The organism is Acidobacterium sp. S8 (assembly GCF_009765985.1).
Classification (GTDB): Bacteria; Acidobacteriota; Terriglobia; order Terriglobales; family Acidobacteriaceae; genus Alloacidobacterium.
Genome location: NZ_LMUM01000034.1, coordinates 414,867 through 441,248, shown reverse-complemented (window position 1 = coordinate 441,248; position 26,382 = coordinate 414,867). Strand labels below are relative to the sequence as shown.

The window sequence follows — 26,382 nt, the reverse complement described above, 5'->3', positions numbered from 1 at the left end:
TTATGGTTTGTCAAATGGAAATTTCCGTATCACCTGCACCGAACCGTCTGAACGCTTCGACAATGGTCGCCGGCAATTCGCCGCGATTGCGCTTCGTCATCAGTTCATGCCCCGCGCCGTCGATGGAAAGGAGTTTTGTCGAAGCCGGAATTAGTTCGAGAGCGGTCTTCATTTCTTCCGATGAGGCGAAGCCGTCGCGCACCCCGTGAACGAAAAGTGCCGAAGTCTGCAGGCGCGGGAAGTGCGCCGTCCGCAACTCCGCGGGGCGTTGTGGCGGATGCAGCGGATAGGAAAGAAGCAGAAGCTTTTCGACGAGGCCGGGGTGATCGGCTGCCAGCATCGAAGCCTGCCTTCCGCCATAGGAATGACCTCCGAGCGAGACAGGGGCAGAGGTCTGGCGCTGCAGAGATGCGACGGCCGCGCGAAGACCCTGCTGATCGCGCTCTGCGCTGCCACGCGGCGGCGGTCCCTGTGGACGCGCCTGACGGAAAGGAAGATCGCAGCGCAGAACCATCCATCCGGCATCGCAAAGAGCGTCGGCGACTGCGATGAGCAGAGGAGCAGTGCAGTTCGCGCCTGCTCCATGGGTCAGCACGAGGGCCGCCTCAGGCGAGCCGGAAGGGCAGTGCAGGAAGCCGCGAACGGGTATGGCATCCGCGGCGGCTTGGTCGAAGAATTCCTGATAATTGTTCATGCGTTACAGGCCAGCCTCGCCGACCGCTTCATGGACTGCCGGGTTCTTCCTAACGATTGAGAAACAGGTTTCACTGCACAAGCCCTCCGCTGCATGGTACTTTCAGAGCCAGCACATCGGTGTTACCAGTGTGCAAAATTGAGGCCAGCACCCGTATCGAGCAAGTAGAGGTGCTCTCGCATCCTAAGGATTTCTATGCAACCTATTCGTATTGCTTCGGTACTGTTGCTATGTACCGGTTTCGCCGTCGCGCAAAATTCTATCGGAACGCATGCTGCGGTTGCAGCAGCGGACACCCCTTCGAGCGCTGCACCCACTGAACCCAAGGCTCTCCGCAGCTTCGATCTCACGGCCATCGACAAGGCCGCCGATCCCTGCACGGATTTCTTTCAATACGCCTGCGGCAACTGGCGTAAGAACAATCCTATTCCCGGCGACCAGACGCGCTGGGGACGCTTTAATGAGCTGGCCGAGCGCAACCGCTACCTGCTCTATACAGATCTGAAAAAAGCCGCTGACTCGCCCAAGACTCCACTGCAGCACCAGTACGGCGACTTCTTCGCCGCCTGCATGAATACCGACCTCGCCAATCAGCTTGGCGATAAGCCAATCCAGCCGGTCCTCGCGCACATTGATGGTGTGACCGATAAGAAGCAGCTTGGACAACTCATAGGCCATCTGCAGACGCAGGGTGGCGTTTCCGCTTTCATGCGCTTCGGCGTGGAGCAGGACCAGAAGGATTCGACCAAGCAGATTGCCAGCACCATACAAGGTGGTCTTTCGCTGCCCGATCGCGATTACTACCTCGAAGACAACCCGCGCATGGCGAAGATCCGTGAGCAGTATCACGATTACATCGTGCAGATCTTCAAGCTCGTCGGCGATTCGGACGACAAGGCTGCTGCCGAGGCCAAGAGCGTCATTGATATTGAAACTGCGCTGGCCAAGGGCTCTCTGCCTCGCGTCGAGCTGCGTAATCCTGACAACGTCTACCACATCATGAAGGTCACCGAGCTCAGCACCCTGACGCCGGACTTCGACTGGACCGATTACATCGGAACTCTGCGCGCTCCCAGCTTCGACACGCTGAACGTGGCCACACCGGAGTATTTCAAGGCTCTGAACCAGATCCTTTCCAACGAAAGCCTTGACAGCCTGAAGAGCTACCTGCGCTTCCATGCAGTAAACACCTATGCTCCGTGGCTTTCGAGCACCTTCGACGACGCCCACTTCGACTTCTTCCAGAAGACGCTGCAAGGCCAGGCCGAGCAGACGGCCCGCTGGAAGCGCTGCACATCTCTCACCGACCGCGCACTGGGTGAAGCCGTAGGCCAGGACTGGGTAAAGGAGAATTTCCCGCCCTCAGCCAAGGACAATATGGAGAAGCTGGTCGCGGCGCTTGAAAAGGCCCTCGGCGACGACATCAAAACGCTTCCGTGGATGAGCGAAGAAACCAGGAAGCAGGCCGCAGTCAAGCTCGACGCCTTTCGGCGGAAGATCGGCTATCCCGACCAGTGGCGGGATTTCTCGAAGCTCGAAGTCAAGCGCGATAACCTGGTCAGCAACGTGCAACATTCCGACGCCTTCGAGTGGGATTTCGAGATCAACCACCTCGGCAAGCCTGTCGATGAGAAGGAATGGGGCATGACGCCGCCGACGGTCAACGCCTACTACGATCCGGCGATGAACGACATCAACTTCCCCGCAGGCATCCTGCAGCCGCCGTTCTTTGACAACACCAAGGACCCGGCTGTGAACTTCGGCGCCATCGGCATGGTCATAGGCCACGAGATGACGCACGGCTTTGACGACGAAGGCAGTAAATACGACGCCAAGGGCAATGTAAAAGACTGGTGGACAGCCGACGACAAAAAAGCCTTCGAGGCGCGTACGGATTGCGAAGTGAAGGAGTATGACGGCTTCGAGCCTGTGCCCGGAACCCACCTCAACGGCAAGCTGACCCTCGGCGAAAACACTGCCGACAACGGTGGCATCCGCATCGCCTACCAGGCGCTGATGGATACGCTGAAGGATGAAAACAAGAGCCCTGAGACGAAAATCGACGGCTACACCTCGCCGCAGCGGTTCTTCATCGCTTACGCGCAGGTGTGGTGCGAAAACCGCACTGAGCAGGTGCAGCGCGTCTCGGCCAAAACGGATCCGCACTCGCCCGGCATGTTCCGCGTGAACGGCGTGGTGCGGAACTTTGAGGGCTTCGGACAGGCCTTCGGCTGCCATAAAGGACAGCCGATGATGCCCGACGATGCCTGCCGCGTCTGGTAGAATCACATCCAGGACCAGAAATACCCCATGTCCTTCCCCTGGACATGGGGTATTTTTATAGTGTGGTTTGCCGGGAAACTTTCCCGCGTTTGCATGCTCACGGTTGCAGCATGCAAAAGTCTGAACAACAGCACACCAGGCAGTGTTTGCAGGCGCAGGAAACTGTGACCAGAACTCTGTGATCTGCGACCTGCGAAAGAGAGCTGTGCCCTGAAACCTATCGCCTGTTTTACAATGCAAACGGGAGCACATCCCGACCCAGTTGCCTGCGCCATCCTCCATGGCCAGGATGAAGGAAGCGCATGAAGTTTAGAAAAATTGGCCAGATATCTTTGGCCGCGGTGGTATCCCTTGTCCTGATGTTTGGCGCCACCTCGTGCATGAATGACTACACGGTGGCGTATGTTTTCGCGGTTGGAACCCAATACAACCAGATCGGCTCCTTCAAGGAAAGCTACGAAACCGGCAAGCTGACTCCCGCCCCGGGCTCACCCTTCGGCTCCGGCGGCACCAATCCCATTCGCACCTTCGTCCTCAGCGGAGGCCGTTACATCTATGTCCTGAACCAGGGGGCAGAGCAGATTACGCAGAATACGGATGGCACCTATTCCCACAGCTACACCGGTGCGAATGTTGCGGTCTACAGCGTTGGCGGCAACGGCACACTAGCCTTCCAGGCGAGCTATTCGAGCCAGGGATCGAACTCGATCCGCATCCTTCCCGATTCAACTGGAAAATATGTCTTCATCCTCGACACCTACGCCCCGGTTACGACCGATGGCGTTTCGTCCACGCTGAAGCAGGATGCGCAACATCCTTGCCAGGCCGCAGACGGCACCTTCTACCCGACCGGCGATATTACCGCGTTCAGCATCGATCCCAACACCGGACGCCTGTCGATCATCACCAACCAGCAGCAGGAGGATTCGAACGGCAACCAGCTGACGTACTTCCCTGTCGGTTGCGCTCCGGTCGACTTCACAGCGACGGCGGGCTTCATCTTCACGGCTGACGCGGGCAGCTCCTCCAACAAGGATGTGCAGACGGTCTATCCGTTGGCGCTGAACGCCACGAACGGCCAGTTGACGATCACGCAGAACTCGCCGCTCGTCATGGGCACGCAGCGGATGTCGGCCATCAGCACGGCGCAGGGTGCGAATCTCTCCGGCAGCAAGTACATTTACATCCTTGATGCGGATTCCAACAGTGGCTCGGGCGAGATACTTCCCTTCACCGCGGGCACAAACGGTTCACTGCAGGCGCTCAGCACTGGTCCGGTAGCCAACGATTCCACCGCCTCGAACCCGGTCTCACTTGTCGTAGACAGCAAGAGCACATACCTCTACGTGGTGAATGCTGGGCCGACCTCGGGCATCGTGAATCCGATCAGCCAGATCACGGGATGGACCATCGATCCGACAACCGGAGCGCTGCAGCATATCGCAGGCGAACCGTTTGGGTCAGGCTCGGGCGTCAATTGCATCTTCGAGGATCCGTCGAACCAGTTCATCTACACGACGAGCTTCAACGACAGCCAGTTCACCGGACGCAAGCTCGATCCGAAATCGGGCAGCTTGACTCTGCTGACCAGAGGCTCGACGTTCAACACGGTGGGCAATCCAACCTGGTGCGCGGTCAGCGGACGCACGACCTAGCCGGGCTCAGTATGACCTTTCTGCAGTGGGACCGCGGTGCGCGGCCCTTCTGCAGGAAGTGTGACCGCACTGCTTATGTAGCCGAAAGCGGTCCGAACTTTTACAATGCAAGCGGGAGCAATCCCTTACAAAAGAAGCCTGTGCCAAAGGCCAGGATGAAGGAAGCGCATGAAGTTGAGGAAATCAGGCCGGGTGCTTCTGGCCACCACAGCAACTCTCGGAGTGGGTCTCGGTCTTACGTCTTGCAGTCCAAGCAACACGATTGACTATGTGTATGTCACGGCATCCCAGAACAACCCTGGCCAGATCAGCGTATACAAAGCCGACTCCGAATCCGGTGCTCTGACGCAGATTCAGGATTCGCCCTATCCTTCGGGCGGAAGAAATCCGGTGGGCGCAGTCACTTCGCCGGACGGCAAAAATCTGTACGTCATCAATAAAGACGACAACAACATCGTGCAATTTGCCATCGGCACCGACGGCAAGCTGTATCCGCAGCAGACCTGCAATACGCCTGGTTCTGCGCCGGTCGCCCTCGCCCTCAACGCGTCGGGCACACTCATGTATGTCGTCGACTTCTATTCGCCGACGACGCCTGGCGGCCCGGTATACAGCAGCGCCAACCCAGGTCCCGGCGCGCTGGTGGTCTACCCCGTCGACAGCACCTCAGGAAACCTCGGAGGCAGCGGCTGCGCCCCGGTACAGCAGACTTTCGTCGATTCGAATAACGCGACCCAGACGGCAACCTACGTTCCTGTCGGCTTCAGCCCCACCGCCGTGGCAGCGCTCGCCGATGGCAATTCGGTCTTCGTTACCGCGCAGGATAATCTGCCTGCGGCTACCAGCACGCTGGGTTCGCTCGACGCCTTCAACGTTGGCTCCGATGGCACGCTCTCCGCTGTTACCGTCTACCCGACGGGAACCTCGCCGTCCTCTGTCGCTGCTGATCCGACGAACCGTTTCCTCTACGTCACCGACAGCCGTCAGAATCAGCTCATCACCTACACGATTCTTTCGACTGGCATTCTGAACCCGAGCCAGAATCCTCCAGTCAAGACCGACACCTTCCCGGTCAACGTCACGGTGGATCCGCGCGGCCAGTACATCTACGTCGCCAATTACAACGCAGGCGACATTACGGCCTACGCCATCAACCAGTCCACGGGAACTCCCTCCGCTATTTCCGGAGCTACCGCCTATCAGACCGGCGCGCACCCCACCTGCGTCCTCATCGAACCAGCGCTGGGACGCTTTATCTACACCTCCAACTTCGTGGACAACACGGTAAGCGGCTTCGAGCTGAATCCGAATACGGGCGCTCTGACCTCCAATCAGAACTCGCCCTATAAGGCAGCCGGCCAGCCGACCTGCGCTGCGGCTATCCCGCACGGTAACCACTCAACGCAGCATGTGCAGGCAGTAGCCGGCCAGTAACATTTTTTCCTCAAGCTTCACTCAAAGCCCGCCCTCACCGGCGGGCTTTTTCTTCGAACATTTTCCCGCGGCTATCGACCGTCGTCATTCTGACGACCCGGCGCGAAGCGCAGGGAGGAAGAATCTCAAGTCAGGCTGGCTGGGGATTCTTCCCCTTCGTTCCTCAGGGTCAGAATGACGACTTTCGTTCCTGGACTGTTCGAGCGTGTGATGGACTTATGATTCAATCAATAATGTGAGTCACGAATTTGAAGTTGGAAATGTACACATTGGGTCGGGGCAGCTCTTTCTGATCGCCGGCCCCTGTGTGATCGAAAGCGAAGCCCACGTACGCAAAATGGCCGACGCCATCCAGCGCGTCACCTCCGATCTGGGCGTCCCCTATATATTCAAGGCCTCCTATGACAAGGCCAACCGCACCTCGGTCACGAGCTTCCGTGGACCCGGCCTCAAAGAAGGCACGGCGATCCTCCGGCGCGTGGCGGAATCGACAGGCCTGCCCGTTCTGACGGACGTACACGAGCCCTCCCAGTGCGAAATTGCTGCCGAGGGAGCCGACGTGCTGCAGATTCCCGCCTTCCTCTGCCGCCAGACGGACCTGCTGCTCGCTGCCGGTCGCACCGGCCGCGCCATCAACGTCAAAAAAGGGCAGTTCGTCGCGCCGTGGGATATGAAGCACACCGTCGAGAAGGTTCTGACCACTGGAAACAGCAGGCTTTTTCTTACCGAGCGCGGCGCCAGCTTCGGCTACAACAATCTGGTCGTCGATATGCGCTCGCTGCCGGTCATGCGCAAACTGGCCCCGGTCGTCTTTGACGGCACGCACTCGGTGCAGACACCCTCGGCGGCCAATGGCGTTTCCGGCGGCCAGCCAGAGTTTATCCCTGTCCTGACGCGGGCTGCTGTGGCTGCAGGCGTGGACGGCATTTTTCTCGAAGTGCACGACAATCCTGCTGAAGCCAAGTCCGATGGCGCAAATGCGCTCGATCTCAAATACTTGCGCCCGCTGCTCGAAACCCTGCTCGCCCTCCACCAGGCGGTGCGCCCATGATGCCTGCCATCCCGCCGGGACGAATTGAGGTCATCACCGGGCCCATGTTCTCTGGTAAATCCGAAGAGCTGATCCGGAGGCTGAAGCGGGCCAAAATTGCCCGTCAGCGCGTTATCTGCTTCAAGCCGGATATCGATCTCCGCTATCACAAGACCGCTATCGCCTCGCATAGCGCGCAGACGCACGATGCCTGCGTGGTGGCGAACGTGGAGCGGCTCCGGGAAGAACTGTTTAGTCAGATCGACGAGATAGAGGTCATCGGCATCGATGAGGCGCAGTTCTTCGATGAAAGCCTCGTTAGCCTGTCGCTCGAGCTCGTTCACCTGGGCAAGCGCATTCTCATCGCCGGGCTCGATACGACCTTTACCGGGGAGCCTTTCCGGCCCATTCCCGACCTGATGGCGATCGCCGACGAAACCCTCAAGCTCTCCGCCGTCTGCATGGTCTGTGGAGCACCGGCCATCCATACCCAGCGCATCGGCGGAAGCCAGGAGCTGGTCGTAGTCGGCGCCGCAGGGCTGTATGAAGCCCGCTGCCGCGCCCATTTCGAGCCATACGTGGACTCGGAACAGTTGGAATTCCCTACTGTCGATGCAGCCAGTTCCATCGTATAGACACCTTCATCCCTGACGGATATTGCTGCCGAGATGGGCGTTTCTCGGCTACCGATTCAACTTCATCTTGTCGCGAACGACTAAAGTGTCCGAGGGCTATCCCAAGATTGGACAGTCAAATTTGGCTTAGCCTACGTTCGCGGTTTCACGTCGTCGCGAGGCGGCGGAATTGGGATGTCATACGACGGATTAGGGTGTTTAATCATCATCGCTGGGCAATGTATCGGAAAAGGAGCTGTCAATGAACAGCGTGCAAATCGAGCAGAAGAGCTATGAGATGCCCCTCAGGAGGGGATCAGCATCGCGCATTTTCTCACCGTCGCGAACATCGAGCGGTCGGCTCGCTACTACGAAACGGTCTTCGGCGCTCACATTCTGAGCCTGGGTGACGGCAACGCGCCTGCGTACCTTCAGCTCGCGAATATCTGGATGATTTTGAACGTCGGGGGTGGGCCGACACCGGACAAGCCGACGGTAACGCTCAGCGTTCCCGACCCGAATCACATCAACAGCTTTATGAATTTCCGCGTTGCAGATATTCAAGCGTGCTATGAACTATGGAAAAGTCGAGGAGCCGAGTTCATCACGGAGCCCTTGGAGAAGTACGGCGAGTGGCGCTGCTACATCCGCGATCCTGACGGTTATCTTATCGAAGTCGGACAGAGCACCACCCTCAAGTATGGTTAATGCTTGGCCCTAAGGTGCAGATCGAAACAAACCAAATAGAATCAGATATTTACGTATAGCTATCATTGAATCAGACATTGATGGCTCCACCCCTTGTTTTCAAGAATTTACCGGAAGGCATCCCAAGCCCAAAGCCCACGATGTCGATTCATGAGTTCTGGAACGGAACTTCTCTAATTTTCAGGGAACCAAATCCTCTCTTGCCGGTGTCTAAAGCAGGTAGAGTGAGCGAGACACTCGGTCGCCGGCGGCGCAGTTCATACGTGTTAATCGCAATTTTCTATGAGCCGCAGAGGTTAGAGCGCTCATTCCCCGGACTGGGAGATGCCAGACTTCCAGCCAATTTGTTACTGTAGGAGGATATCCCGAAGTGCAAGCAGGAACGGTAGTGGGAAATCTGGCAGGCGTTATCTCGGTTCGGCCCGAAGAGGTCGAAATCATTGCGGAGTTGAAAGCGGGCTCTGAGGAAGCGTTTTCATGGCTGATCGCCACCTATCATCAGCCGATTTACAGCGTGATTGCGCGCACTCTTCAAAACCCCACCGACGCTCCTGATGTAACTCAGGATGTCTTTATTAAGGTTTTTCGCGGCATCTCCGGCTTCCATGGTGAATCGAGTCTGCGCACCTGGATGTACCGGATCGCTCTGCATGAAGCGCTGAATCAGCGCCGCTGGTGGTCGCGCCATTGCCGCAAGGAAGTGACCATCGAAGCAGAGACGGGGCGTTCGGCGGATGGCCATCCGCTCTTCATTAAAGACACTCTCGTGGACGACAACGAATCGCCCTTTGATCTGGCGGCTCACGCAGAGATTCGCGCTCGCGTCGAGGCCGAGTTGCGCGAGATTGCCGAGCCCTTCCGCATGGTCCTGATCCTGCGCGATATCGAAGGGTTGGCTTACGATGAGATCGCCGAAATCCTGAATATCAACCTGGGCACGGTGAAGTCACGCCTGATGCGCGGACGCGCCCAGATCAAGGCTCGCCTTGCCCCATTCGCCGAAGCTGCTGCCAAGCGACCATCCAGCAGCGCTCGGAATCCGGTATCTTCTGTTGCCTGCCTGGTAAAGGAGGCGCAATGAGTAAATGCAGCGGCACTCGGTCTCAGTTTTCTGCGTACTTTGACGGAGACATGACGGGCGTAGCCATGCAGAAAGTGGCTGCACATCTGGACTCCTGCTCGAAATGCTCGGTGGAATTCGAACAATGGCGTAACGCGCAGCATATGCTGGCGGATCTGGGCCCGGCGAAAGCGCCGGCCGATCTGGCACTGCGGCTGCGTGTCGCCATTTCGCAGGAAAAGACGCGCTCTCCAAAGCAGAATCTAGCACGCTTGCAGATGCGTTGGCAGAATTCGATTGCTCCGTTTCTTCTGCAGGCGTCAGCAGGCGTCGCCAGCGCCATCCTGCTGATTGGGACCGTGGGACTGCTGGTAGGCGCACCGGAAGCAGCATCAGCGGGCGATCAGCCGCTGGGCGAGGCTTCCAGCCCGCATTTCCTCTATGCGAACCTGGCTGCTGCCCCTAACTCGATCGGGGATCGCGGCAACCCGGTGGTAGTCGAGGCATATGTTGACGGATCGGGGCGCGTTTACGACTATCAGATCGTCTCCGGCCCCAGCGACGCGCGCACTCGCGCCCAGGTCGAGAACCAGTTGCTCTTCAGCATCTTTGAGCCTGCACGCTTCTTCGGGCAGCCCGTGCGGGGCGTTGCATTGCTATCCTTCTCCGGCGTTTCTGTTCAGGGATAGCCGGTCGCCATCTGATCTTACGTTGTTGGGGACTGACACGGGTGCTGTGTTTTCCCATCGCTCAAAAACGGGACTTTCGCGTAAAAACCGCTACATTATGGCTGCGCCTAGCATCCATTTTGTAGCATCTGCACGCTTTTTCTGCTGTTTCCACTGCTAAAACTGTTCACTCATTTCAAATGGTACATTTGAAACAATTTTCCTGGAGAGATATACCCCATGTCACAAGCAAAAGGTTTTGCTGCTGCTGCCGCTAAGGCTCCGCTGACCCCTTATTCGTTCGAGCGCCGCGAACTGCGCGATTACGACGTTGCCATCGATATCAAATTCTGCGGCATCTGCCACTCCGACATTCACCAGGTTCGCGATGAGTGGGGCGGATCCATCTTCCCAATGGTTCCAGGCCACGAGATCGCAGGGATAGTGACGGCGGTGGGCAGCAAGGTGACGAAGTTCAAGGTGGGCGATAAGGCCGGTATTGGCTGTTTTGTCGATTCCTGTCGCACATGCGAAGAGTGCCAGAAGGGACTGGAACAGTATTGCGCCAAGGGTGCGGTATGGACCTATAACGCTAAAGCTAAGGACGGCGAGCTGATGATGGGCGGCTATTCCGACAAGATTGTGGCGGACGAGAACTACATTCTCCACATCCCAGAAAACCTGGCCTTGGACGCTGCGGCGCCGCTGCTCTGCGCTGGCATTACGCTCTATTCTCCACTGCGGCACTGGCAGGCGGTACCGGGAAAAAAGGTCGCTATTGTTGGACTAGGCGGCCTGGGCCACATGGGCGTGAAGTTGGCACATGCGATGGGCGCGGAGGTTACTGTACTGAGCCAGTCGCTGCGCAAGCAGGACGACGGAAAGCGACTGGGCGCGGATCACTTCTATGCCACTTCTGACCCGAAGACCTTCGAGAAGCTTGCGCGCAGCTTCGATCTGATTATCAACACCGTTTCTTCAAGCGAGATGGACTGGAATCAATACCTGAGCCTGTTGAAAGTGGATGGGTCGATGGTGGTCGTTGGAGTTCCAGACAAGCCGAACGAGGTTGCTTCTTTCTCGCTCATTCTTGGGCGCCGCAGCCTCGCAGGCTCTGCTATTGGCGGCATTCCCGAAACGCAAGAGATGCTGGATTTCTGTGGAGAGCACAACATCACCAGCGACATTGAGCTGATTCCCATTCAGAAGGTGAATGAGGCTTATGATCGCGTGGTGAAGAGCGATGTGCGGTACCGGTTCGTCATCGATTTGGCTTCGCTAAACTCGAATTAAGTCAAAGAAAGAGAAGAATCTCAACGACATTCTGCATAGTTGAGGTTCTTCTCTTCGTCGGAAACGACGGGGATTGATTTGATCGGCTCCCTAGTAGATTTTTCCATCCGGCTTTGTGGAATGAATCGTTCCGGCATCCACGCTCAACTGATATTTCTCAGCGTTACCCGTCCAATTACTCAGATCAAATTTGCTGCCCGACGTTGCTTTCTGCACTGTGATGTTTTTCACCGTGAGCGGCACCGCTTCCTTCAAAACCGCTTCTTTCGTCGACAGAGTAAAAAAATAAGCTGCTCCGTGACCGACGACGGTGGCGTGGCCATCCGGCTCCATTAAAACTGCGGTCTGCTCGTCGATGCCGATTCCCTTCACTGGCAAGTTGCCGTGGTCTGCGGAAATGCGCGCCATAAATGTCAGAAGACGGCCCATACGGTCGCGGGTAACGAAATGTGTATCCGTGATGGTGCCTTTAAGCGCAGGATCGTCGAGAAAATTATGCGCAATCACGATTTGCGGATGGAATGGATTAGCGAGGGCGAGCTTCGATGTCAGATCCGGACCGTCGTGCGGATCGTTCTGTGCTGAGTAGATGTACTCGCTTTGTACGGCGAGGCCAGCGCTGGTGCCTCCGACGGGCACGCCCTTGTGAATGGCATCGTTAAGAAGTTTTTGGACCGGTGTGTTCTGCCAGAAATTGATGTAGTTGGCCTGATCGCCGCCGGAGATAAAAATGGCTTCGGCCTTGCTGATGGTTTCTGCGACGAATGGATCGTTAGCTGCGGCTTTATTCGGAATCACGAGCGTGGCTACGGAATTCACATGGCATAGCAGTTGCACGTATGAATTGTAGGCATCGGTGCCGGTCGCTCGCAGTATGAGGAAGTCACCGCCGCCGGAGTGCTGACAGAGCCAGAGAAAAGCTGGATCGAGATCTTTGCCGCCTCCGATAAGCGCGAAGCCCGGCTGTGTTTTTGTAACTGTATCGGTGACATTCCCTACGCGGAAATAACGATACTGCGCCGGCGTCTGCGCAAGGCAGGACGAGAGTGCAAGCATGCCGCAGATGAGCCTGCGGGCATGTTTCAGGCAAGATGCAAGAGACACGCAGCCTCCAAATTTTTCTAGTTGCTATCGCCGCCGATCATGTTGAGGTCGCGCTGGTGCACGCTGGCCTGCACCTCGGGCACGACACCGTCATTGAGGAGAACTTCGGTCGGCTTACCCTGGATCAGCATACGATGCGTGATCTTGGAACGCGCAGGAATTTGTACGCGTATGGTTTGTTGAGTCGCCGGGCCGGATCGAACGGTGAGAGGAACTTCCGCGGTGGCGTAGCCATTGTTTACCAGGTCGATGGCCACGAGATACTGTCCGCTCTGCGCGGAAGCCGATGGAAAGACGCCTGCGATAGAAAGATCGGGCAGGCCTTTATCGTGATAGACCCAGTCGTCGAAAAACCATTTTAGGTCTTTACCGCTCGACTGCTCGAGCACATGTTCGAAGTAGTCCGGCGAGGTATCCTGCGCCGGGTCATAGGCGCGCAGCGCGGCAGAGAGCGGCTTGTCGCCCGCGAGATCGCGGAGCATCCAGAAGATATAAGTCGCCTTGCTGCGATAGTAAACAGCATCGGAAGCCGCGATGAGCGGCTGGCCGCTGCTCTCGCCCGGGCTGGCAGGCTCGCCTACAGCGAGCGCTCCGCGCGTGGCTTCGAGGTGTTCGAGTGCGGCGTCGCGGCCCTTGGTTTGCTCAATCCATAGCGTGCCGATGAAGTTGGCTACGCCTTCATTCAGCCATTCTCGCGGTGACTGGAACCAGGCATGAGCCATGCTGTGGCTAAGAGCGACGGCAAGCTCCTGCGGCTCCCGCGCCTCAAAACCGGTTGCGGTCATTGCTCCCTGCTCGAATGCGGCGTCGTGCCTGTCTGGCAGATCGAAGAGAGTAAGCGGCTGCTTTGGCCGGGTGCCCAGCCACTGCTCAATCAGCGGCTGTACCATGGTGGCTGCGGTGAGGTAGCCCTGGACATTTGGCTCGTCGTAATCGGCTGCGAGAACATGGAGGCCGCTCGCATCATGTGCGATGCGGGGTGCGAGAAAAATACTGAGTGTCCCGAACCCTAAGCGGGTAGCGGGCAGGGAGAATTTGACGATGCCGGGAAAGGATGCCGTAGGCGTGACGGATGGCGCTGGTACGGAAATATTGTGCCCAACGATGACCGCTGCATTTGGGGCTGTTCCTGTGTATTCAGCGGTGACGCGCGTCGAAACCAGAGCATTCTGTTGCCGCAGCTTCTGGCGGCCGATTTCCGTGAAGAGTTTGGCGCCATCACCGAGGGCATAGGGCATGGACGAGACCGGGTACCAGACCACATCGCCGAAGCCGCGCAAGCCGGTAAAGTCCTCCGATATCTGATCCCAGTCGGATTGCTGGGCCATGTCGGCCGGCGCACCGATCTGCTCCAGACGTTTTGTGGACGGTGGAATCTGCCCGCTGTAGACGATAGCAATGGTCGTTTCAGCCTTAGGAGCCAGCGGCTGAGGCAGAGTGACCACGGCTTCCTGCATCTGCCCGGTGTGGTCGGCGTCGCTGTTGATGATCTGCTGCGTAAAGGGCAGCTTTTTGCCTTCAAAGCTGATGGTCTCGAAGGTCAGAGTTGACGAGAGCTGAAGAGGCAGGCGCGAGAGCGGTTGCGCGCCATCGTTGCGGACGGTGACCTGAGCGCGCACGGCCAGGGTCTGGTCTTTGAGCATCAGGTGTACGTCGAGATCGTAGCCGGTAAAGGTTGGCGCTATACGTTCCTCGTCCGTCACATTCACGGCGGAGGCCTGAGGCTGTTTAGCGCTGGCTTCCTGCTGGGCATCGCTGGAGGACCGGGAGAAGAGCACTTTGCCGCGAGCGGGCGGCAGCTGTTCCTGTGGCTGGGGAGTTTGTGGGGTGGTCTGCGCGAAAGCTACAACACTGCATACAACTGCCGCCAGAAGCGGCCTTACTACTGTCATGAACCTAAACCTTTTTGCACTTTCTTTTTGGCCGGGGCAGCCGCTTTGGGCTGATCGTGTGCGGCGCGTCTTTGCCTTGCTGCTTCATAAAGAACCACGGCACCGGCGACCGAGACGTTCAGCGATGCCACTTTGCCGGCCATGGGAATGCTGAGCAGGTGGTCACAATGCTTTCGCACCAGATCATGCAGGCCTGCGCCTTCGCGCCCCAGCACCAATACACAATTAGACGTGAAATCGAACTCGTCGTAAGACATCGTTCCGCGCTCGTCGAGCCCAACGCACCATAGATTCCGCTCCTTGAGCTGTTCTAGGGCACGGCTGAGATTTACTACTCGGGCGATGGGCACGTGCTCCGCTGCTCCGGCGGAGGCTTTGATGGCGACCGGGCTGATGGGCGCCGAGCGGCGTTCCGTGAGGATGACGCCATCGGCTCCTGCCCCGTCGGCGGTGCGCAATAGCGCGCCAAGATTCTGGGGGTCTTCGACGCCATCCAAGGCCAGCAGCAGACGAGGCTCGGGACCGTCGAGCAGGTCTTCCAGCTCCAGTAAGGACTTGGCGCGCACAACGGCTACGACGCCCTGGTGACCCGGGGTTTTCGCCAGCTTGGTCAGATGTTCGCGCGGCTCAAAGCGCAGGCGGACGCCTGTCTCGCGGCAGAGATCGATGACGCGTTGCAGGCGCTGATCATGGCGCTCACGGGCGACGCAGACATGGTCGAACTGGCGGTTTCCGGCGCGCAGGGCCTCTTCGACCGAGTGCAGGCCATAAAGAACTTCCATCCTATCCAGTGTATCGCTTGCTGCCGGGATGATATCTGCCGGATAATAGGAGTGTTAGCGGATCGCTCCTTCCATTGCGCCATGGGGCATTCTGTCCGCTCCCAGGATTTTGCGATGAGTCCCATAGAAAAAGTGCAGAATTTTCTCTCGACGAGAGTCTTTGGCGAAGCAAGTCCCGTCTCTGCTCATAGGATGAGCACCGCATCGCTTACATTGACAGGGCAGGCGCATCAGGAAAATGTTCTGATTGCGGAAGGTTTGAAGCGCCATGACGCCGGCCTGCTGGACGAGCTCATCGTGCAGTATCAGCATCGCCTGCTGCGGTATCTGCTCTACCTGACCGGCAACCGCGAAATGGCTGAAGACCTTTTCCAGGAAACTTGGATGCGGGTGCTGATGCGCGGTGCGCAATATAACGGCAACGCCCGCTTCGATACCTGGCTTTTCACCATCGCCCGCAATCTGGTGATCGATATGCGCCGCAAGCGCACCATGATCAGCCTGGAAGAATTATGCGAGAACAACGACGATGATCGCGCCTTCGAGGTGCCGGGCAACGGTCCGAATCCCTTTGAGCTTTACCAGGGATACGAAAATGGGCAGATTGTCGCAAAGCTGCTTTTGACGCTAGATCCTCTGCACCGCGAGGTACTGGTGCTGCGCTTCCAGGAAGAGCTTTCACTGGATGAAATTGCGCACGTAACAGCTGCGCCCCTGTCGACGGTAAAGTCGCGGCTCTATCGCGGGCTGGCATCACTGAAGCCGAGACTCGAAGCCATCACCGGCCAGCAGGAGGCGTTGTGAACCAGCGGAGGCTCTACACAGAGCCCGACCCACAAATGGTAGAGATGCTTGCCGGCATGAATGCCAATGCTGATCTCGCAGTGGTGCAACGCACCCGTCGCGCTGTGCTGCAGGCTGCTACCGAATTGAGTGAGCAGCGCAGCCGCAACCGCCGGAACACCGCAATTGCGGTGCTGACCATCGCGGTGCTTGCCATGGTACTTACCCCGGCCATCTGGAGCACGATGGATGACTTCATGGTGGGCGGCGACTTCTTTGAAGCACACAGCATGGTGACGGTACTCATCCTCCTGCTGTTTTCCACTGTTCTTGGCGCGCTTCTCGTTGGGCTGCGCGACGGACGGTCAATGTATCACGGGCGGCGATAAACAGCCATGGCAGCCAGGTTCCCACTTCGCGAACACCAGGAAACAACTTTCTCCAGCGAGCTCAAGCTGATTCCACGCTGGTCGGTTGCGGCGGCGATACTGATCTTTGTCGTCATGCAATACCTGTTCTGGGTGGTGTTTCCTCAGGGCCGCCACCATCCGCCTGCACCGATGGGCCTGCGGATTTACTTTGCGCTCTCCTGGGGTGCGTTGGCGTCGCTTTACATGTTGATGGTGGGCTATGTCAGTAACGACTCGCCACGCCGCGGCATGAGTGCACGTATCTGGATGGTGATCTGCCTGGTGATGCCGGGAGGTATTGGCGCTGTGCTTTATTTTCTGCTGCGGCAGCCAGTCATTTCTCTCTGCCCGGCCTGCGGAACTCGCGTAGAGAGCGAATATCACTTCTGCCCGCAATGCGCCTATCAGGTTTCAGCGTCCTGCGGGAAGTGCTACCGCAGCGTGCGCATCACGGATCTTTATTGCGTGCATTGCGGACATGATCTTGTCTCGGATAACCGTCCGGCACGCCTGCACGCCTTTCAGAGCTGAAAGCCTCCCATTCGCACCTCTCGCGTTTGACCGCCCTTTCCACCGCTTCCTATACTGAGTGCTTGCGACTATGGCGATGACTGCACTCATCATCGATGACGAAGAGCTGGCGCGTGAAGAGCTGAAGTATCTGCTGGATACGACCGGCGACGTCGAAGTGCTTGCCCAGGGAACGAACGGCATTGAAGCCGTCGATCTGATTCGTACGCACCAGCCGGATGTTGTCTTTCTCGACGTACAGATGCCGGGACTGGATGGCTTTGCCGTCCTCAAGAAGCTGCTCGAACATAGCAATGAGCATCTTCCGCAGATTATTTTCGCCACAGCTTTCGATCAATATGCGGTGAAGGCTTTCGATGTCAACGCGATCGACTACCTGTTAAAGCCGTTCGATCGCGACCGGGTTCTGCAGGCGCTGGAACGCGCCCGGCAGCGGCTGCAGGAGCTTCACTCGCATGCTGAGGGCACAGGCACGGATAAACACGCCGATCTTACCGGCGATATTCGCATCGGCGCGCTACTCAAGCTCATTGAGCAGCAGCAACAGCCGCAGCGCCACAGCGGCAAGATCGTGCTGCAGGCGCAGAGCCGTCTCCTGCTGGTAGACCAGAAGGATATCTGTTTCGCTTCCATCGACGAAGGCGTGATCACTGTCGTAACGCCCACGATTGAAGGCCAATCGAAATGCCGCACACTTGAGGAGCTGCTTGAGCTGCTCGATCCGTTGATCTTCTGGCGGGCGCATCGCTCCTTTGTGGTCAACATCAACCACATCAAAGAAGTCGTGCCATGGTTCAAGAGCAGCTACCAGTTGCGCATGGACGACAAGAAGCAGACCGAGATTCCTGTGAGCCGGGCGCAAACGCGACGTTTGCGTGAACTATTCAAGCTGTAATTTTTCATCTTCCAAAAACGTCCTTTAGCGACACCGGGTTTCAGCCGGATGCATAGCTTCCATGCTGCATCTCATTCCATGAACGATGAGGAGCACGGCATGCAGATTCCCATGCGTCCATTTGGAAGGCATAAGGACGTTACTGTTTCGGCGCTAGGTCTGGGCGGTCACCATCTTGGGCAGGCTCAGGATTTGAAGGCAGCCATCGAGGTAGCCCATCGCGCCATCGATGGCGGCATCACCTTCTTTGACAATTGCTGGGAATACCACCGCGGCAAGTCAGAAGACTGGATGGGTCGCGCGCTGAAGGGGAAGCGCGACAAGGTTTTCCTGATGACGAAGGTCTGCACGCACGGCCGCGAAGCGATGCTGGCCACGCAGATGCTGGAACAATCCCTGAACCGGCTGCAGACTGACCATCTTGATCTTTGGCAGGTGCACGGCGTGGCCTTCGAGAATGATCCCGATTTGTTCATCCGGCCGAATGGGGCAGCTGAGGCACTGGAGAAAGCACGCAAGGAAGGAAAAGTTCGCTTCGTAGGATTTACCGGTCACAAGCGGCCCGAAGTTCATCTCAAAATGCTGAACTGCGGATTTGAATGGGATTCGGTGCAGATGCCGCTGAATCCATTTGATTCGACATTTCTCAGCTTCGAGCAGGAAGTTCTGCCTGAGCTGAACAAGCGCGGGATTGCAGCGCTGGGGATGAAACCGATTGTCGGGCATGGTGAATCGATTCAGAAAGGAATGCTCTCGCCGCAGGAGGCGCTGGGCTACGCCATGAGCCTGCCGGTCACGACGACCATTACGGGCATGGAAAAGCTGGAAATCCTCGAACAAAACTTGAAAATTGCGCAGGATTTCACGCCATTTTCGCCGGAAAAAATGCAGGAATTGCGCGATCGCTGCCGGAAGATGGCCGCGGATGGACGATTTGAACTCTACAAGATGTCGCTGAAATACGATAACCCGGAGGCACGCCTGGCTCACGATTTTCCACTGGATGAGGCATCGATTGAAGTCAAGGAGATGCTCAGGGAAACGGACAATACCGGCAAACCATTTCCGCAGGTTCAGGCGAGCTGATCATGTCACAGGTAAACGATTCAGTATCACGGCGCACATTTTTGAAATCGGCCGCAATTGCAGGAGCCGGCTCTTTTACTGCCGGTCAGGCGCACGCGGAAGCGGCAGGACAGGAGTCACCACACATGCAATCGAACGGCAGCACGTACTCGGTTCCACATCGGCCCTTCGGCAAGACCGGGGCCAGCGTTTCCATCATGGGTCTCGGTGGCTTTCATCTTGGATCGGCGAAAGATCAGAACGAAGCGAGCGAGATTGTCGCCCGTGCCATCGATGCGGGCGTGAATTTTTTCGATAACGCGTGGGAGTATCACGAGGGTATTGCCGAAGAGCGGCTGGGCGAGGCTCTTCGAGGGAAACGCGACAAAGTCATTCTTATGACGAAGGTCTGCACGCATGGCCGTGACAAGAGCGTAGCCATGCAGCAACTGGAGCAATCGCTGCGACGGCTGAAGACGGACCATCTGGATGTATGGCAGATTCACGAGGTCGTGTATTACAACGATCCCGATAACATTTTCCGTCCGGACGGCGCGATTGAAGCTCTGGAGCAGGCAAAGAAGGACGGCAAAGTGAAGTGGGTCGGCTTTACTGGGCATAAAGACCCGTCTATTCACCTGAAGATGCTCTCGCACGACTTCCCTTTCGACACCATCCAGATGCCATTAAATCCCTTTGATGTGAGCTTCCGCAGTTTTCAGCAGCGCGTTCTGCCTGAGGCGAATCGGCGCGGTTTGGCAGTTTTAGGGATGAAGAGTCTGGGCGGCAGCGGCGAAATGGTGACACATGGCGGTATCACTCCGGAAGAGGGTTTGCGCTATGCCATGAGCCTTCCGGTGTCGACGACCATCAGCGGCATTGATTCTCTCGAAGTACTGGAACAGAATCTCGCCATCGCTTCCCAATTCAAGCCGATGTCAGACCAGGAGAAGGCTGCACTTGAGAAGAGGGTTTCGTGGTGGGCGGCAGATGGCCGCTATGAGCGATTCAAGTCAACCACAATGTATGACGGAAAGATTGGCCGCGAGCAGCACGAGTATCCGGACGTTACGAAGCTGCCCGCTTGATGATTACTGACCCTCGACTACGGGGGCCGGTGGAAGTTTGTAAATTTCGATGGCTCCTTCTCGCAAAATGGCAAACTGGGAGCCATCGGGCGAAAGCGCATAATTTTGCCCCGCGCTGAGAACCGGCGTCGCATTCCTGACCAGCTTCAGGTGTCCGGTGCCAATATCAAAGACCCCTACGGTCTGGCTTCGTATGCTGGTCTCATCTACCGGATCCATGGTCCCGATGGAATGCGAGACTTCAAGAGAACTGAAGGCGAAGCGGCTTCCGTCCTGCGCAAGCTGGAATGTCGGCCAGATGTAGCGGCTCTCCCACTGCTGCTGCCAAAGCGTTTTCCCTTCGAGGTTTACCGCGTGCACCACATGATCGTTGCCGGAACGCGGGCACGTCATCACCAGGGCCACGTCCTTGCTTACCGTCTCTTCTGTGGGATGGCAATTTGATTCGACTTCGGTAAGCGTTCTTTCTTCGCCTTTGAATGGCGCAAAACGTACCAGCCACCTGTTCTGGTTGGCCGGAATCGACATGAGATGTCCGTCCGCCATCATAGGTATTTCGACAGGATTCAGAGTCTCGGCGCGCGCCACGACACGACGCGTATCCGTTTGCAAAATGTAAATCTGTACCGGCTTATCGCTGGGCGGGGGGTCAGCCGGAGGACCAGCCAGACTGGCTACGGTTTGCGGATTCTCACCTTTCCTTTCCGTCTCCATCACGATCAGTTTGCGATCTGGCGATATCTGAACATTTTCGAGAGGCTCGTCGGTATGGATAAACGGCTGCAATTCCAGCGATTTGTCGGTCACAAATAATGCGTTGCGCTGACGCACGAGAAACTTGCCATCGGCAAGTCGCCACAAATAGCGCCAGCGGTCATGCATGCGCCATTCTGTCTTCGCCGTCACCTTCCCCTCCGGCAGTTCCAACACCACGGCGCGAATGGTCTGATCCTCATCATTTGGCGGTTCATCCGGCATCCGTTTCATCAATCCGGCCACGCGAAAGGTAAAAAGCAGGTGGTCTTTATCAATGAAATCGAGCGATATGCAGGAGAGCCTGGAGGTGAGGTAAAAGGAGCTTGGCGCGGCATATCCCAACGGACCGACGGGGATGCTGAAGTCGGCTTTCGGCTGGGGTTGCGACGGCTTTTTTTCGCCTGAAAAGGCAGGCAAAGTGAGGACGCAGGCCGCGGAGCAGGCAAGCAGCATCCGGATTGGCACGCTCACTCGGCTCCTTCGGGTCATGCTCACCATTCTCCTACAAAAATGAAACCAGTGACTCTTTCATCGCGTATGTTTGTGATAACGCAAAATTGTCTTACTGATTGAGGCCGTATGACTTTCTCGAGAATAGCCGTTGCCTGCCTGCTTCTGGCGGGGTCGTTCCCGCTCTACACTTATGCGCAGAACACTACAGATTCGCACAAAAACCTGAAAGCGCTTGACCCATCCCTGATGGACGCCAGCGCTGACCCGTGCGTCAATTTCTATCAATACGCCTGCGGCGGTTGGGCGAAACAAAACCCAATCCCGGCGGATGAATCCTCCTATGGGCGCGGAACCGAGTTGGACGACCAAAACCAGCTCGTGCTGAAATCAATTCTTGAAAAGGCTGCGGCCGCAGGATCCGGGCGCACTCCGAATGAGCAGAAAATTGGCGATTATTACGCTACCTGCGTAGACACGGCTGCGATCAACCAGGCAGGCATGAAGCCCCTTCAGCCAGTGCTGGAACGTATCGCCGCGCTCAAGTCCAAGAGCGAATTACCGGAGATTACGGCGTGGATGGACAGCATCGGTATCGGCACTTTTTTCGAGTTCAGCTCAGACCAGGACTTCAAGGACGCCACGCAGCAGATAGCGGAGTTTGACCAGGCCGGCCTCGGACTTCCGGAAAAAGGTTACTACGACCGTACGGACGAAAAATCGGTGAAGCTGCGCCAGCAGTATAAAGAGCACGTTGCGAACACTTTCGTACTGCTGGGTGAAACAAAGGAGCAGGCGGCGAAAGATGCCGACACGGTATTAAAGATTGAAACGGAACTTGCCAGTCACTCTCTTAGCAATGTTGATCGACGCGATCCGAAGGCCTTGTATCACAAGATGACGCTTGCCAGCTTCGACAGCAGCGCGCCGGGCTTTGCTTTCACGACCTATCTGCGCGCACGGAACGCACCGGATGTGAGTTCGCTGAACGTGGTTGTTCCCGGTTTCTTCACTGGATTAAACCAGGTGCTGGCTTCAACGGATATCGACGATTTGAAAACCTATCTCCGCTGGGCAGCGATTCGCGAGACTCCCAGCACTACACTTCCGCAGGCGCTGGATGTGGAGTCGTTCAACTTCTACGGCAAAATCCTCGAAGGCCAGCCGGAGCAGCAGCCGCGCTGGAAACGCTGCGCGCGCGCGACAGACCGCGCCCTGGGTGAGGCTCTCGGCCAGGTCTACGTGGAGCAGCGCTTCAGCCCAAAGGATAAGCAGCGCACATTGGAGCTCACGCACGATATTGAAGCCGCCATGGGCAGCGATATCGACCAGCTGGCGTGGATGAGTCCGGAGACCAAGACGCGCGCGAAAGAAAAGCTGCATGATGTCGCCAATAAGATTGGTTACCCCGATAAATGGCGCGATTATTCAACCCTTACCGTTGAACGCGGCGATGCTTTTGGCAACGCGCAGCGAGCGGCAACCTTTGAAGAGAAGCGGCAAATCAACAAGATCGGCAAGCCGGTCGATCGCGGCGAATGGGGCATGACTCCGCCTACCGTGAACGCCTATTACAATCCGCAGATGAACGACATTAACTTTCCCGCCGGTATCCTGCAGCCGCCTTATTTTGATCCGCGGCAGGATGATGCTGTGAACTACGGGGATGCGGGCGGTGTCATCGGCCACGAGCTGACGCATGGCTTCGATGATGAAGGACGCCAGTTCGACGGGAGCGGCAACCTCAAGGAATGGTGGACGCCGGAAGACGAAAAGAAGTTCACCGAGCGCGCTGACTGCGTCGTAAAAGAATACGACGGCTTCGTGGCTGTCGATGATCTTCACGTCAACGGCAAGCTGACGCTGGGCGAAAACATCGCCGATCTCGGCGGGTTAAAGCTCGCCTTCCTCGCGTATCTCGACCGCGCGCAAAAGGCGGGTGTCGACGTGACGAAGAAGGGCGATGCCGGTTATGGCAACCTGACTCCTCAGCAGCAGTTCTTCGTCGCCTACGGGCAGGGTTGGTGCCAGAACAACCGTCCGGAAGACCTTCGGTTGCGGGTGCAGGTCGATCCACACTCACCGGAGGAATTCCGCGTGAACGGTGTTGTGGTCAATCTGCCGGAGTTTCAGAAGGCTTTCGCCTGCAAGACTGGCCAGCCCATGGCTCCCCCCAATCGTTGCGCCATCTGGTGATTTTCCACCAGGGTAGACGCAGAAGCCCGGCCTCGTGCCGGGCTTTTCTTCTCCTTAAGATTCGCCGTTTCTACGTCGTTCCATCTCGGCTTATTTCTAACCTGCTGATTTCTCCTTTCGGGATCGGAATCTCTTCGTTCGCAGGAATCGAAGAGCGGGAATTTTGTGCTTATGACAAAGTTAGATATGACTTCCACCGCAATCACTCCAGCGAAAGACTCCAGCCGGGCTTTGCTCGGCTACGGAGCTTGTGCGCTTGCTGGGTGCTTGTGGGGCACCGGCTTTTTCTGGGGCAAGATTGCCTTGGCTGAGATGTCGGTGGGGCATATGGTGCTTTATCGGTTCCTGTTTGCCTGTCCTCCGCTGTTATTTGTGCTGCGACGTCCCACTTTCTCTCGCCATGACTGGCTGCTGTTACTGACCGCTTCGTTTTTCGGGTTTCCGGTGCAGTATCTTATTCAGTTTCAAGGGCTGTCCCTGACTACTGTTAGCCATGCGGCGCTGATGGTCGGCACCATGCCGGTGATCCTTGCCCTCGGGGCTTCAATTTTTGCCCACGAGCGGCTGGACTGGAAGGGATGGCTGGCACTGGCCGGGTCGACGACCGGGGTTTCGCTCATCGTGCTCGGAGGAACTCATCACAGCGGTTCCGGACAGGATCCGACTCTGACGGGCGATTTATTGATCGTTATGTCGCTTATCATCGCCCTCGCCTGGATTTTGCTGAACAAGCGGCTTATGCAGCGTCACTCACCCATGGCGGTTACCGCTTATGGACTGCTAATCGGAACTGCCATGATTGCGGTTTGGGTTGTTTTACGGAATGGTCTGCCGCCGGTGCATGGAGTGAGTACGAAGGCGTGGCTGGCACTGGCAGCCAGCGGTATGCTGTGTAATGCTGCCGCCATCCTGCTATGGAATACCGGGATTCACCGTGTTCCGGCTTCGCGTGCCGGAGTCTTTTTGAACATTGAGCCTGCGCTGGGTTCGATTCTTGGAGTGAAGTTGCTGGGTGAGAAGCTTGGCCCGCTAGCCTGGGTGGGCGGCGGACTGATCGTGGCGGCAGCTATCACGCTGACCAGCGGCGGCCAAGGCGTGGAAGAAGTAATCGTCGAATAAGCTATTCTCGCCCGTATCTTGCTTAATTCCACTGTGTTTAAAAAAACTGCTTTAGATCATTCATTTCAACTAGATACAGACAATTTAGATTTGCGCGTCCTCTCGACAGCAAAAAAATCCTTTAGCCGCCATTAGTGATTCCGTGGTAGCGTTTGGGCGGTCCCATACCGCGCCGGTTCTGGCGTATTGCAAGGAGGAAGCGTTGTGACACCAACACTCGTTCGCCGCTCAATTGCGGAGTTTTTGGGCACTTTCTGGCTGGTTTTTGGTGGTTGTGGCGCAGCATTGATTTCGGCGGCCTTTCCCGCATTGGGCATCGGCTTCGTGGGCGTATCTTTCGCCTTTGGCTTGACCGTTTTGACGATGGCCTTTGCCATCGGCCACATCTCCGGATGCCATTTGAATCCGGCGATCTCCGTTGGGTTGGTGGTGGGAAAGCGGTTCCCGATAAAAGACCTTCCCGCATACGTAGTGGCACAGGTTCTTGGCGCCATCGCGGCGGCAGGCGTTCTGTACATTATCGTGACAGGCAATCCAACCTTCAACGCTGCTTCCAGCAGCTTTGCCTCAAATGGGTATGGAACACATTCACCGGGCGGCTATTCGCTTCTGGCCTGCTTTGTGGCGGAGTTTGTTCTCACCTTCTTCTTCCTGTGGGTGATCATGGGGGCGACGGACAAGCGTGGCGTTCCGGCGGGTTTCGCGCCTATCGCGATTGGTTTGGCGTTGACGCTCATCCATCTCATCAGCATTCCGGTGACGAATACTTCGGTCAATCCGGCGCGCTCAACGGGACCGGCAATCTTCGCCGGTTTCTGGTGGCCGCTGCAGCAGCTCTGGCTCTTCTGGCTTGCTCCAATTCTTGGCGGTGCAGTGGGAGGCGCGGTTTATCTGTTCCTGTTCAAGGACCCGGATAAGAGCTTTTAACGAAGACCAGATTCAGCCCTGAGGAGCGGCGTTCGGCGACGAATACCGCTCCTTCGCGTCTGATTTGGAATTGTTCTGGATCGGGACTGTCGGTTCTGTTGCTGCCGATTGTTCACAGTGGATCATGTCCGATGATTTGAAGTCGCTGCTCTTGTCTCTGCGTGACTCCCAGGAGACATCAAAAGACTTTGCGCCAGTCACGGTATAGACGAATCGATTCTCGGGCAGTGGCCGCGCATAATGCGTCTCGATGCTGGTGAAGATGAACTTGTTGTCCTGCCATCCTGGGCTGGCATAGCGCGCATAGCCGAAGTTGTTCAGATCTTCATTGATGTAGAGCTTCTGCGCCGGATCGAAGCGGATGAGATATTCGCTGAGATACCCGGGCGGGTCGATGTCTCTTTCGGAAAGCTGCAACCATGCGCCACCCAGCACCGGTTCAGCAGAGTAGTGCGAATGATGCGGCTTGCCATTGATGAACTGACCTTTGCAATCCCATTCGCCGGAGAAGGTGAAACCGTTGGGACCGACGGGAAACGCGGTTTGTGCCGATGCGGAAAGAGCGGAGAGCAAAAAGACAACGGCGAGCAGAGTTCGCATGCACGTACTCTATAGCGCCTGGGACTGACGCGAGGAGATATTGCGATTTAACGTTTGTGGTCATCGGTGAAACGGTGGGCGCCCTGGTGCAGCGGTTGCTTGGCTGGATGCGTACGATAGCGCCTGGATTGCATTTTGCTATCCCACCCTTTCGCAAAAAAGCGCGAAAGGATGGGGCACCCATGCTACTGCTAATCCAGCAGGGCTCGCAGGCAAATGCTTCCGGGCCCTGTCACTGCGAATATTGAACCTGACTGTGGACCACAAATATTTCCCTTCGCGCGTAACGAACGTTCGTCTTCCTTCACTACTTGCTGTTAGCACCTCTTGGGCCCTTAGGCCAAA

At 57.0% G+C, this 26,382-nt stretch carries 24 protein-coding genes; 18 read left to right on the top strand and 6 right to left on the bottom strand.

Going from position 1 to position 26,382, the window contains the following annotated elements:
- Positions 1-10: 10 nt before the first annotated feature.
- The gene (locus tag GSQ86_RS17100; protein WP_158751132.1) at positions 11-694 is read right to left on the bottom strand and encodes an alpha/beta family hydrolase; all 684 of its coding nucleotides are present in this window, start codon (positions 692-694) and stop codon (positions 11-13) included.
- A gap of 195 nt (positions 695-889) precedes the next feature.
- On the opposite strand from GSQ86_RS17100, the gene GSQ86_RS17095 reads away from it, so the two are divergent.
- The 9 genes from GSQ86_RS17095 to GSQ86_RS17055 all read left to right on the top strand — a co-directional run bounded on the left by GSQ86_RS17095 (position 890) and on the right by GSQ86_RS17055 (position 11,439).
- Positions 890-2,977 (top strand): M13 family metallopeptidase, encoded by a 2,088-nt coding sequence (locus GSQ86_RS17095; protein ID WP_158751131.1) that lies wholly within the window; start codon positions 890-892, stop codon positions 2,975-2,977.
- Between the two features lie 302 nt (positions 2,978-3,279).
- Positions 3,280-4,632, top strand: a complete 1,353-nt coding sequence (locus GSQ86_RS17090) for a hypothetical protein (protein ID WP_158751130.1) — start codon at positions 3,280-3,282, stop codon at positions 4,630-4,632.
- A 168-nt stretch (positions 4,633-4,800) separates the two neighbouring features.
- Positions 4,801-6,066, top strand: coding sequence for a beta-propeller fold lactonase family protein (locus GSQ86_RS17085; protein WP_158751129.1), 1,266 nt, complete (start codon positions 4,801-4,803; stop codon positions 6,064-6,066).
- A 235-nt stretch (positions 6,067-6,301) separates the two neighbouring features.
- Positions 6,302-7,117 (top strand): 3-deoxy-8-phosphooctulonate synthase, encoded by an 816-nt coding sequence (gene kdsA, locus GSQ86_RS17080; RefSeq protein WP_158751128.1) that lies wholly within the window; start codon positions 6,302-6,304, stop codon positions 7,115-7,117.
- Entirely contained in the window at positions 7,114-7,731 is a 618-nt protein-coding gene (locus tag GSQ86_RS17075) for a thymidine kinase (protein ID WP_371720671.1), read from the top strand. Before kdsA ends, GSQ86_RS17075 begins: the two co-directional genes overlap by 4 nt.
- 294 nt (positions 7,732-8,025) lie before the next feature.
- A complete protein-coding gene (locus GSQ86_RS17070) occupies positions 8,026-8,418 on the top strand; it encodes a VOC family protein (protein ID WP_371720678.1) in 393 nt (130 codons plus the stop codon).
- Positions 8,419-8,788: 370 nt separating this feature from the next.
- Positions 8,789-9,499 (top strand): RNA polymerase sigma factor, encoded by a 711-nt coding sequence (locus GSQ86_RS17065; RefSeq protein WP_158751127.1) that lies wholly within the window; start codon positions 8,789-8,791, stop codon positions 9,497-9,499.
- Positions 9,496-10,167 carry an anti-sigma factor gene (locus GSQ86_RS17060; protein WP_158751126.1) on the top strand — a complete coding sequence of 224 codons (672 nt, stop codon included), beginning with the start codon at positions 9,496-9,498 and terminating at the stop codon, positions 10,165-10,167. Before GSQ86_RS17065 ends, GSQ86_RS17060 begins: the two co-directional genes overlap by 4 nt.
- 219 nt (positions 10,168-10,386) lie before the next feature.
- On the top strand, positions 10,387-11,439 hold the full coding sequence (locus GSQ86_RS17055; protein WP_158751125.1) for an NAD(P)-dependent alcohol dehydrogenase: 1,053 nt from the start codon (positions 10,387-10,389) through the stop codon (positions 11,437-11,439).
- Positions 11,440-11,529: 90 nt separating this feature from the next.
- On the opposite strand, the gene GSQ86_RS17050 is transcribed toward GSQ86_RS17055, so the two are convergent.
- The 3 genes from GSQ86_RS17050 to rlmB are packed head-to-tail and all read right to left on the bottom strand — an operon-like array spanning position 11,530 to position 15,217.
- Positions 11,530-12,543 (bottom strand): cyanophycinase, encoded by a 1,014-nt coding sequence (locus GSQ86_RS17050; RefSeq protein ID WP_158751124.1) that lies wholly within the window; start codon positions 12,541-12,543, stop codon positions 11,530-11,532.
- Positions 12,544-12,560: 17 nt separating this feature from the next.
- Positions 12,561-14,435, bottom strand: a complete 1,875-nt coding sequence (locus GSQ86_RS17045; protein ID WP_158751123.1) for a hypothetical protein — start codon at positions 14,433-14,435, stop codon at positions 12,561-12,563.
- On the bottom strand, positions 14,432-15,217 hold the full coding sequence (gene rlmB / locus GSQ86_RS17040) for a 23S rRNA (guanosine(2251)-2'-O)-methyltransferase RlmB (protein WP_158751122.1): 786 nt from the start codon (positions 15,215-15,217) through the stop codon (positions 14,432-14,434). Before rlmB ends, GSQ86_RS17045 begins: the two co-directional genes overlap by 4 nt.
- A gap of 114 nt (positions 15,218-15,331) precedes the next feature.
- On the opposite strand from rlmB, the gene GSQ86_RS17035 reads away from it, so the two are divergent.
- From GSQ86_RS17035 to GSQ86_RS17010, 6 genes are all read left to right on the top strand, one after another.
- On the top strand, positions 15,332-16,021 hold the full coding sequence (locus tag GSQ86_RS17035; RefSeq protein ID WP_371720670.1) for an RNA polymerase sigma factor: 690 nt from the start codon (positions 15,332-15,334) through the stop codon (positions 16,019-16,021).
- On the top strand, positions 16,018-16,389 hold the full coding sequence (locus GSQ86_RS17030; protein WP_158751121.1) for a hypothetical protein: 372 nt from the start codon (positions 16,018-16,020) through the stop codon (positions 16,387-16,389). The genes GSQ86_RS17035 and GSQ86_RS17030 overlap by 4 nt, the downstream gene beginning before the upstream one ends.
- 6 nt (positions 16,390-16,395) lie before the next feature.
- Complete coding sequence (locus GSQ86_RS17025; RefSeq protein WP_158751120.1) at positions 16,396-16,941, top strand: zinc ribbon domain-containing protein; 546 nt, start codon at positions 16,396-16,398, stop codon at positions 16,939-16,941.
- A 70-nt stretch (positions 16,942-17,011) separates the two neighbouring features.
- Entirely contained in the window at positions 17,012-17,836 is an 825-nt protein-coding gene (locus tag GSQ86_RS17020) for a LytTR family DNA-binding domain-containing protein (protein ID WP_158751119.1), read from the top strand.
- Positions 17,837-17,935: 99 nt separating this feature from the next.
- A complete protein-coding gene (locus GSQ86_RS17015) occupies positions 17,936-18,922 on the top strand; it encodes an aldo/keto reductase (RefSeq protein ID WP_158751118.1) in 987 nt (328 codons plus the stop codon).
- Positions 18,923-18,924: 2 nt separating this feature from the next.
- Entirely contained in the window at positions 18,925-19,989 is a 1,065-nt protein-coding gene (locus tag GSQ86_RS17010; RefSeq protein WP_158751117.1) for an aldo/keto reductase, read from the top strand.
- A 3-nt stretch (positions 19,990-19,992) separates the two neighbouring features.
- On the opposite strand, the gene GSQ86_RS17005 is transcribed toward GSQ86_RS17010, so the two are convergent.
- Entirely contained in the window at positions 19,993-21,234 is a 1,242-nt protein-coding gene (locus tag GSQ86_RS17005; protein WP_158751116.1) for a hypothetical protein, read from the bottom strand.
- A 90-nt stretch (positions 21,235-21,324) separates the two neighbouring features.
- On the opposite strand from GSQ86_RS17005, the gene GSQ86_RS17000 reads away from it, so the two are divergent.
- The 3 genes from GSQ86_RS17000 (at position 21,325) to aqpZ (ending at position 25,437) form a co-directional block, all read left to right on the top strand.
- Positions 21,325-23,391, top strand: a complete 2,067-nt coding sequence (locus tag GSQ86_RS17000; protein ID WP_158751115.1) for a M13 family metallopeptidase — start codon at positions 21,325-21,327, stop codon at positions 23,389-23,391.
- Between the two features lie 171 nt (positions 23,392-23,562).
- A complete protein-coding gene (locus GSQ86_RS16995; protein WP_254062454.1) occupies positions 23,563-24,510 on the top strand; it encodes a DMT family transporter in 948 nt (315 codons plus the stop codon).
- A 204-nt stretch (positions 24,511-24,714) separates the two neighbouring features.
- Positions 24,715-25,437 (top strand): aquaporin Z, encoded by a 723-nt coding sequence (gene aqpZ / locus GSQ86_RS16990; RefSeq protein ID WP_158751114.1) that lies wholly within the window; start codon positions 24,715-24,717, stop codon positions 25,435-25,437.
- A gap of 12 nt (positions 25,438-25,449) precedes the next feature.
- Here aqpZ and GSQ86_RS16985 read toward each other — a convergent pair whose 3' ends face one another.
- On the bottom strand, positions 25,450-26,037 hold the full coding sequence (locus tag GSQ86_RS16985; protein WP_158751113.1) for a hypothetical protein: 588 nt from the start codon (positions 26,035-26,037) through the stop codon (positions 25,450-25,452).
- Positions 26,038-26,382 lie beyond the last annotated feature (345 nt).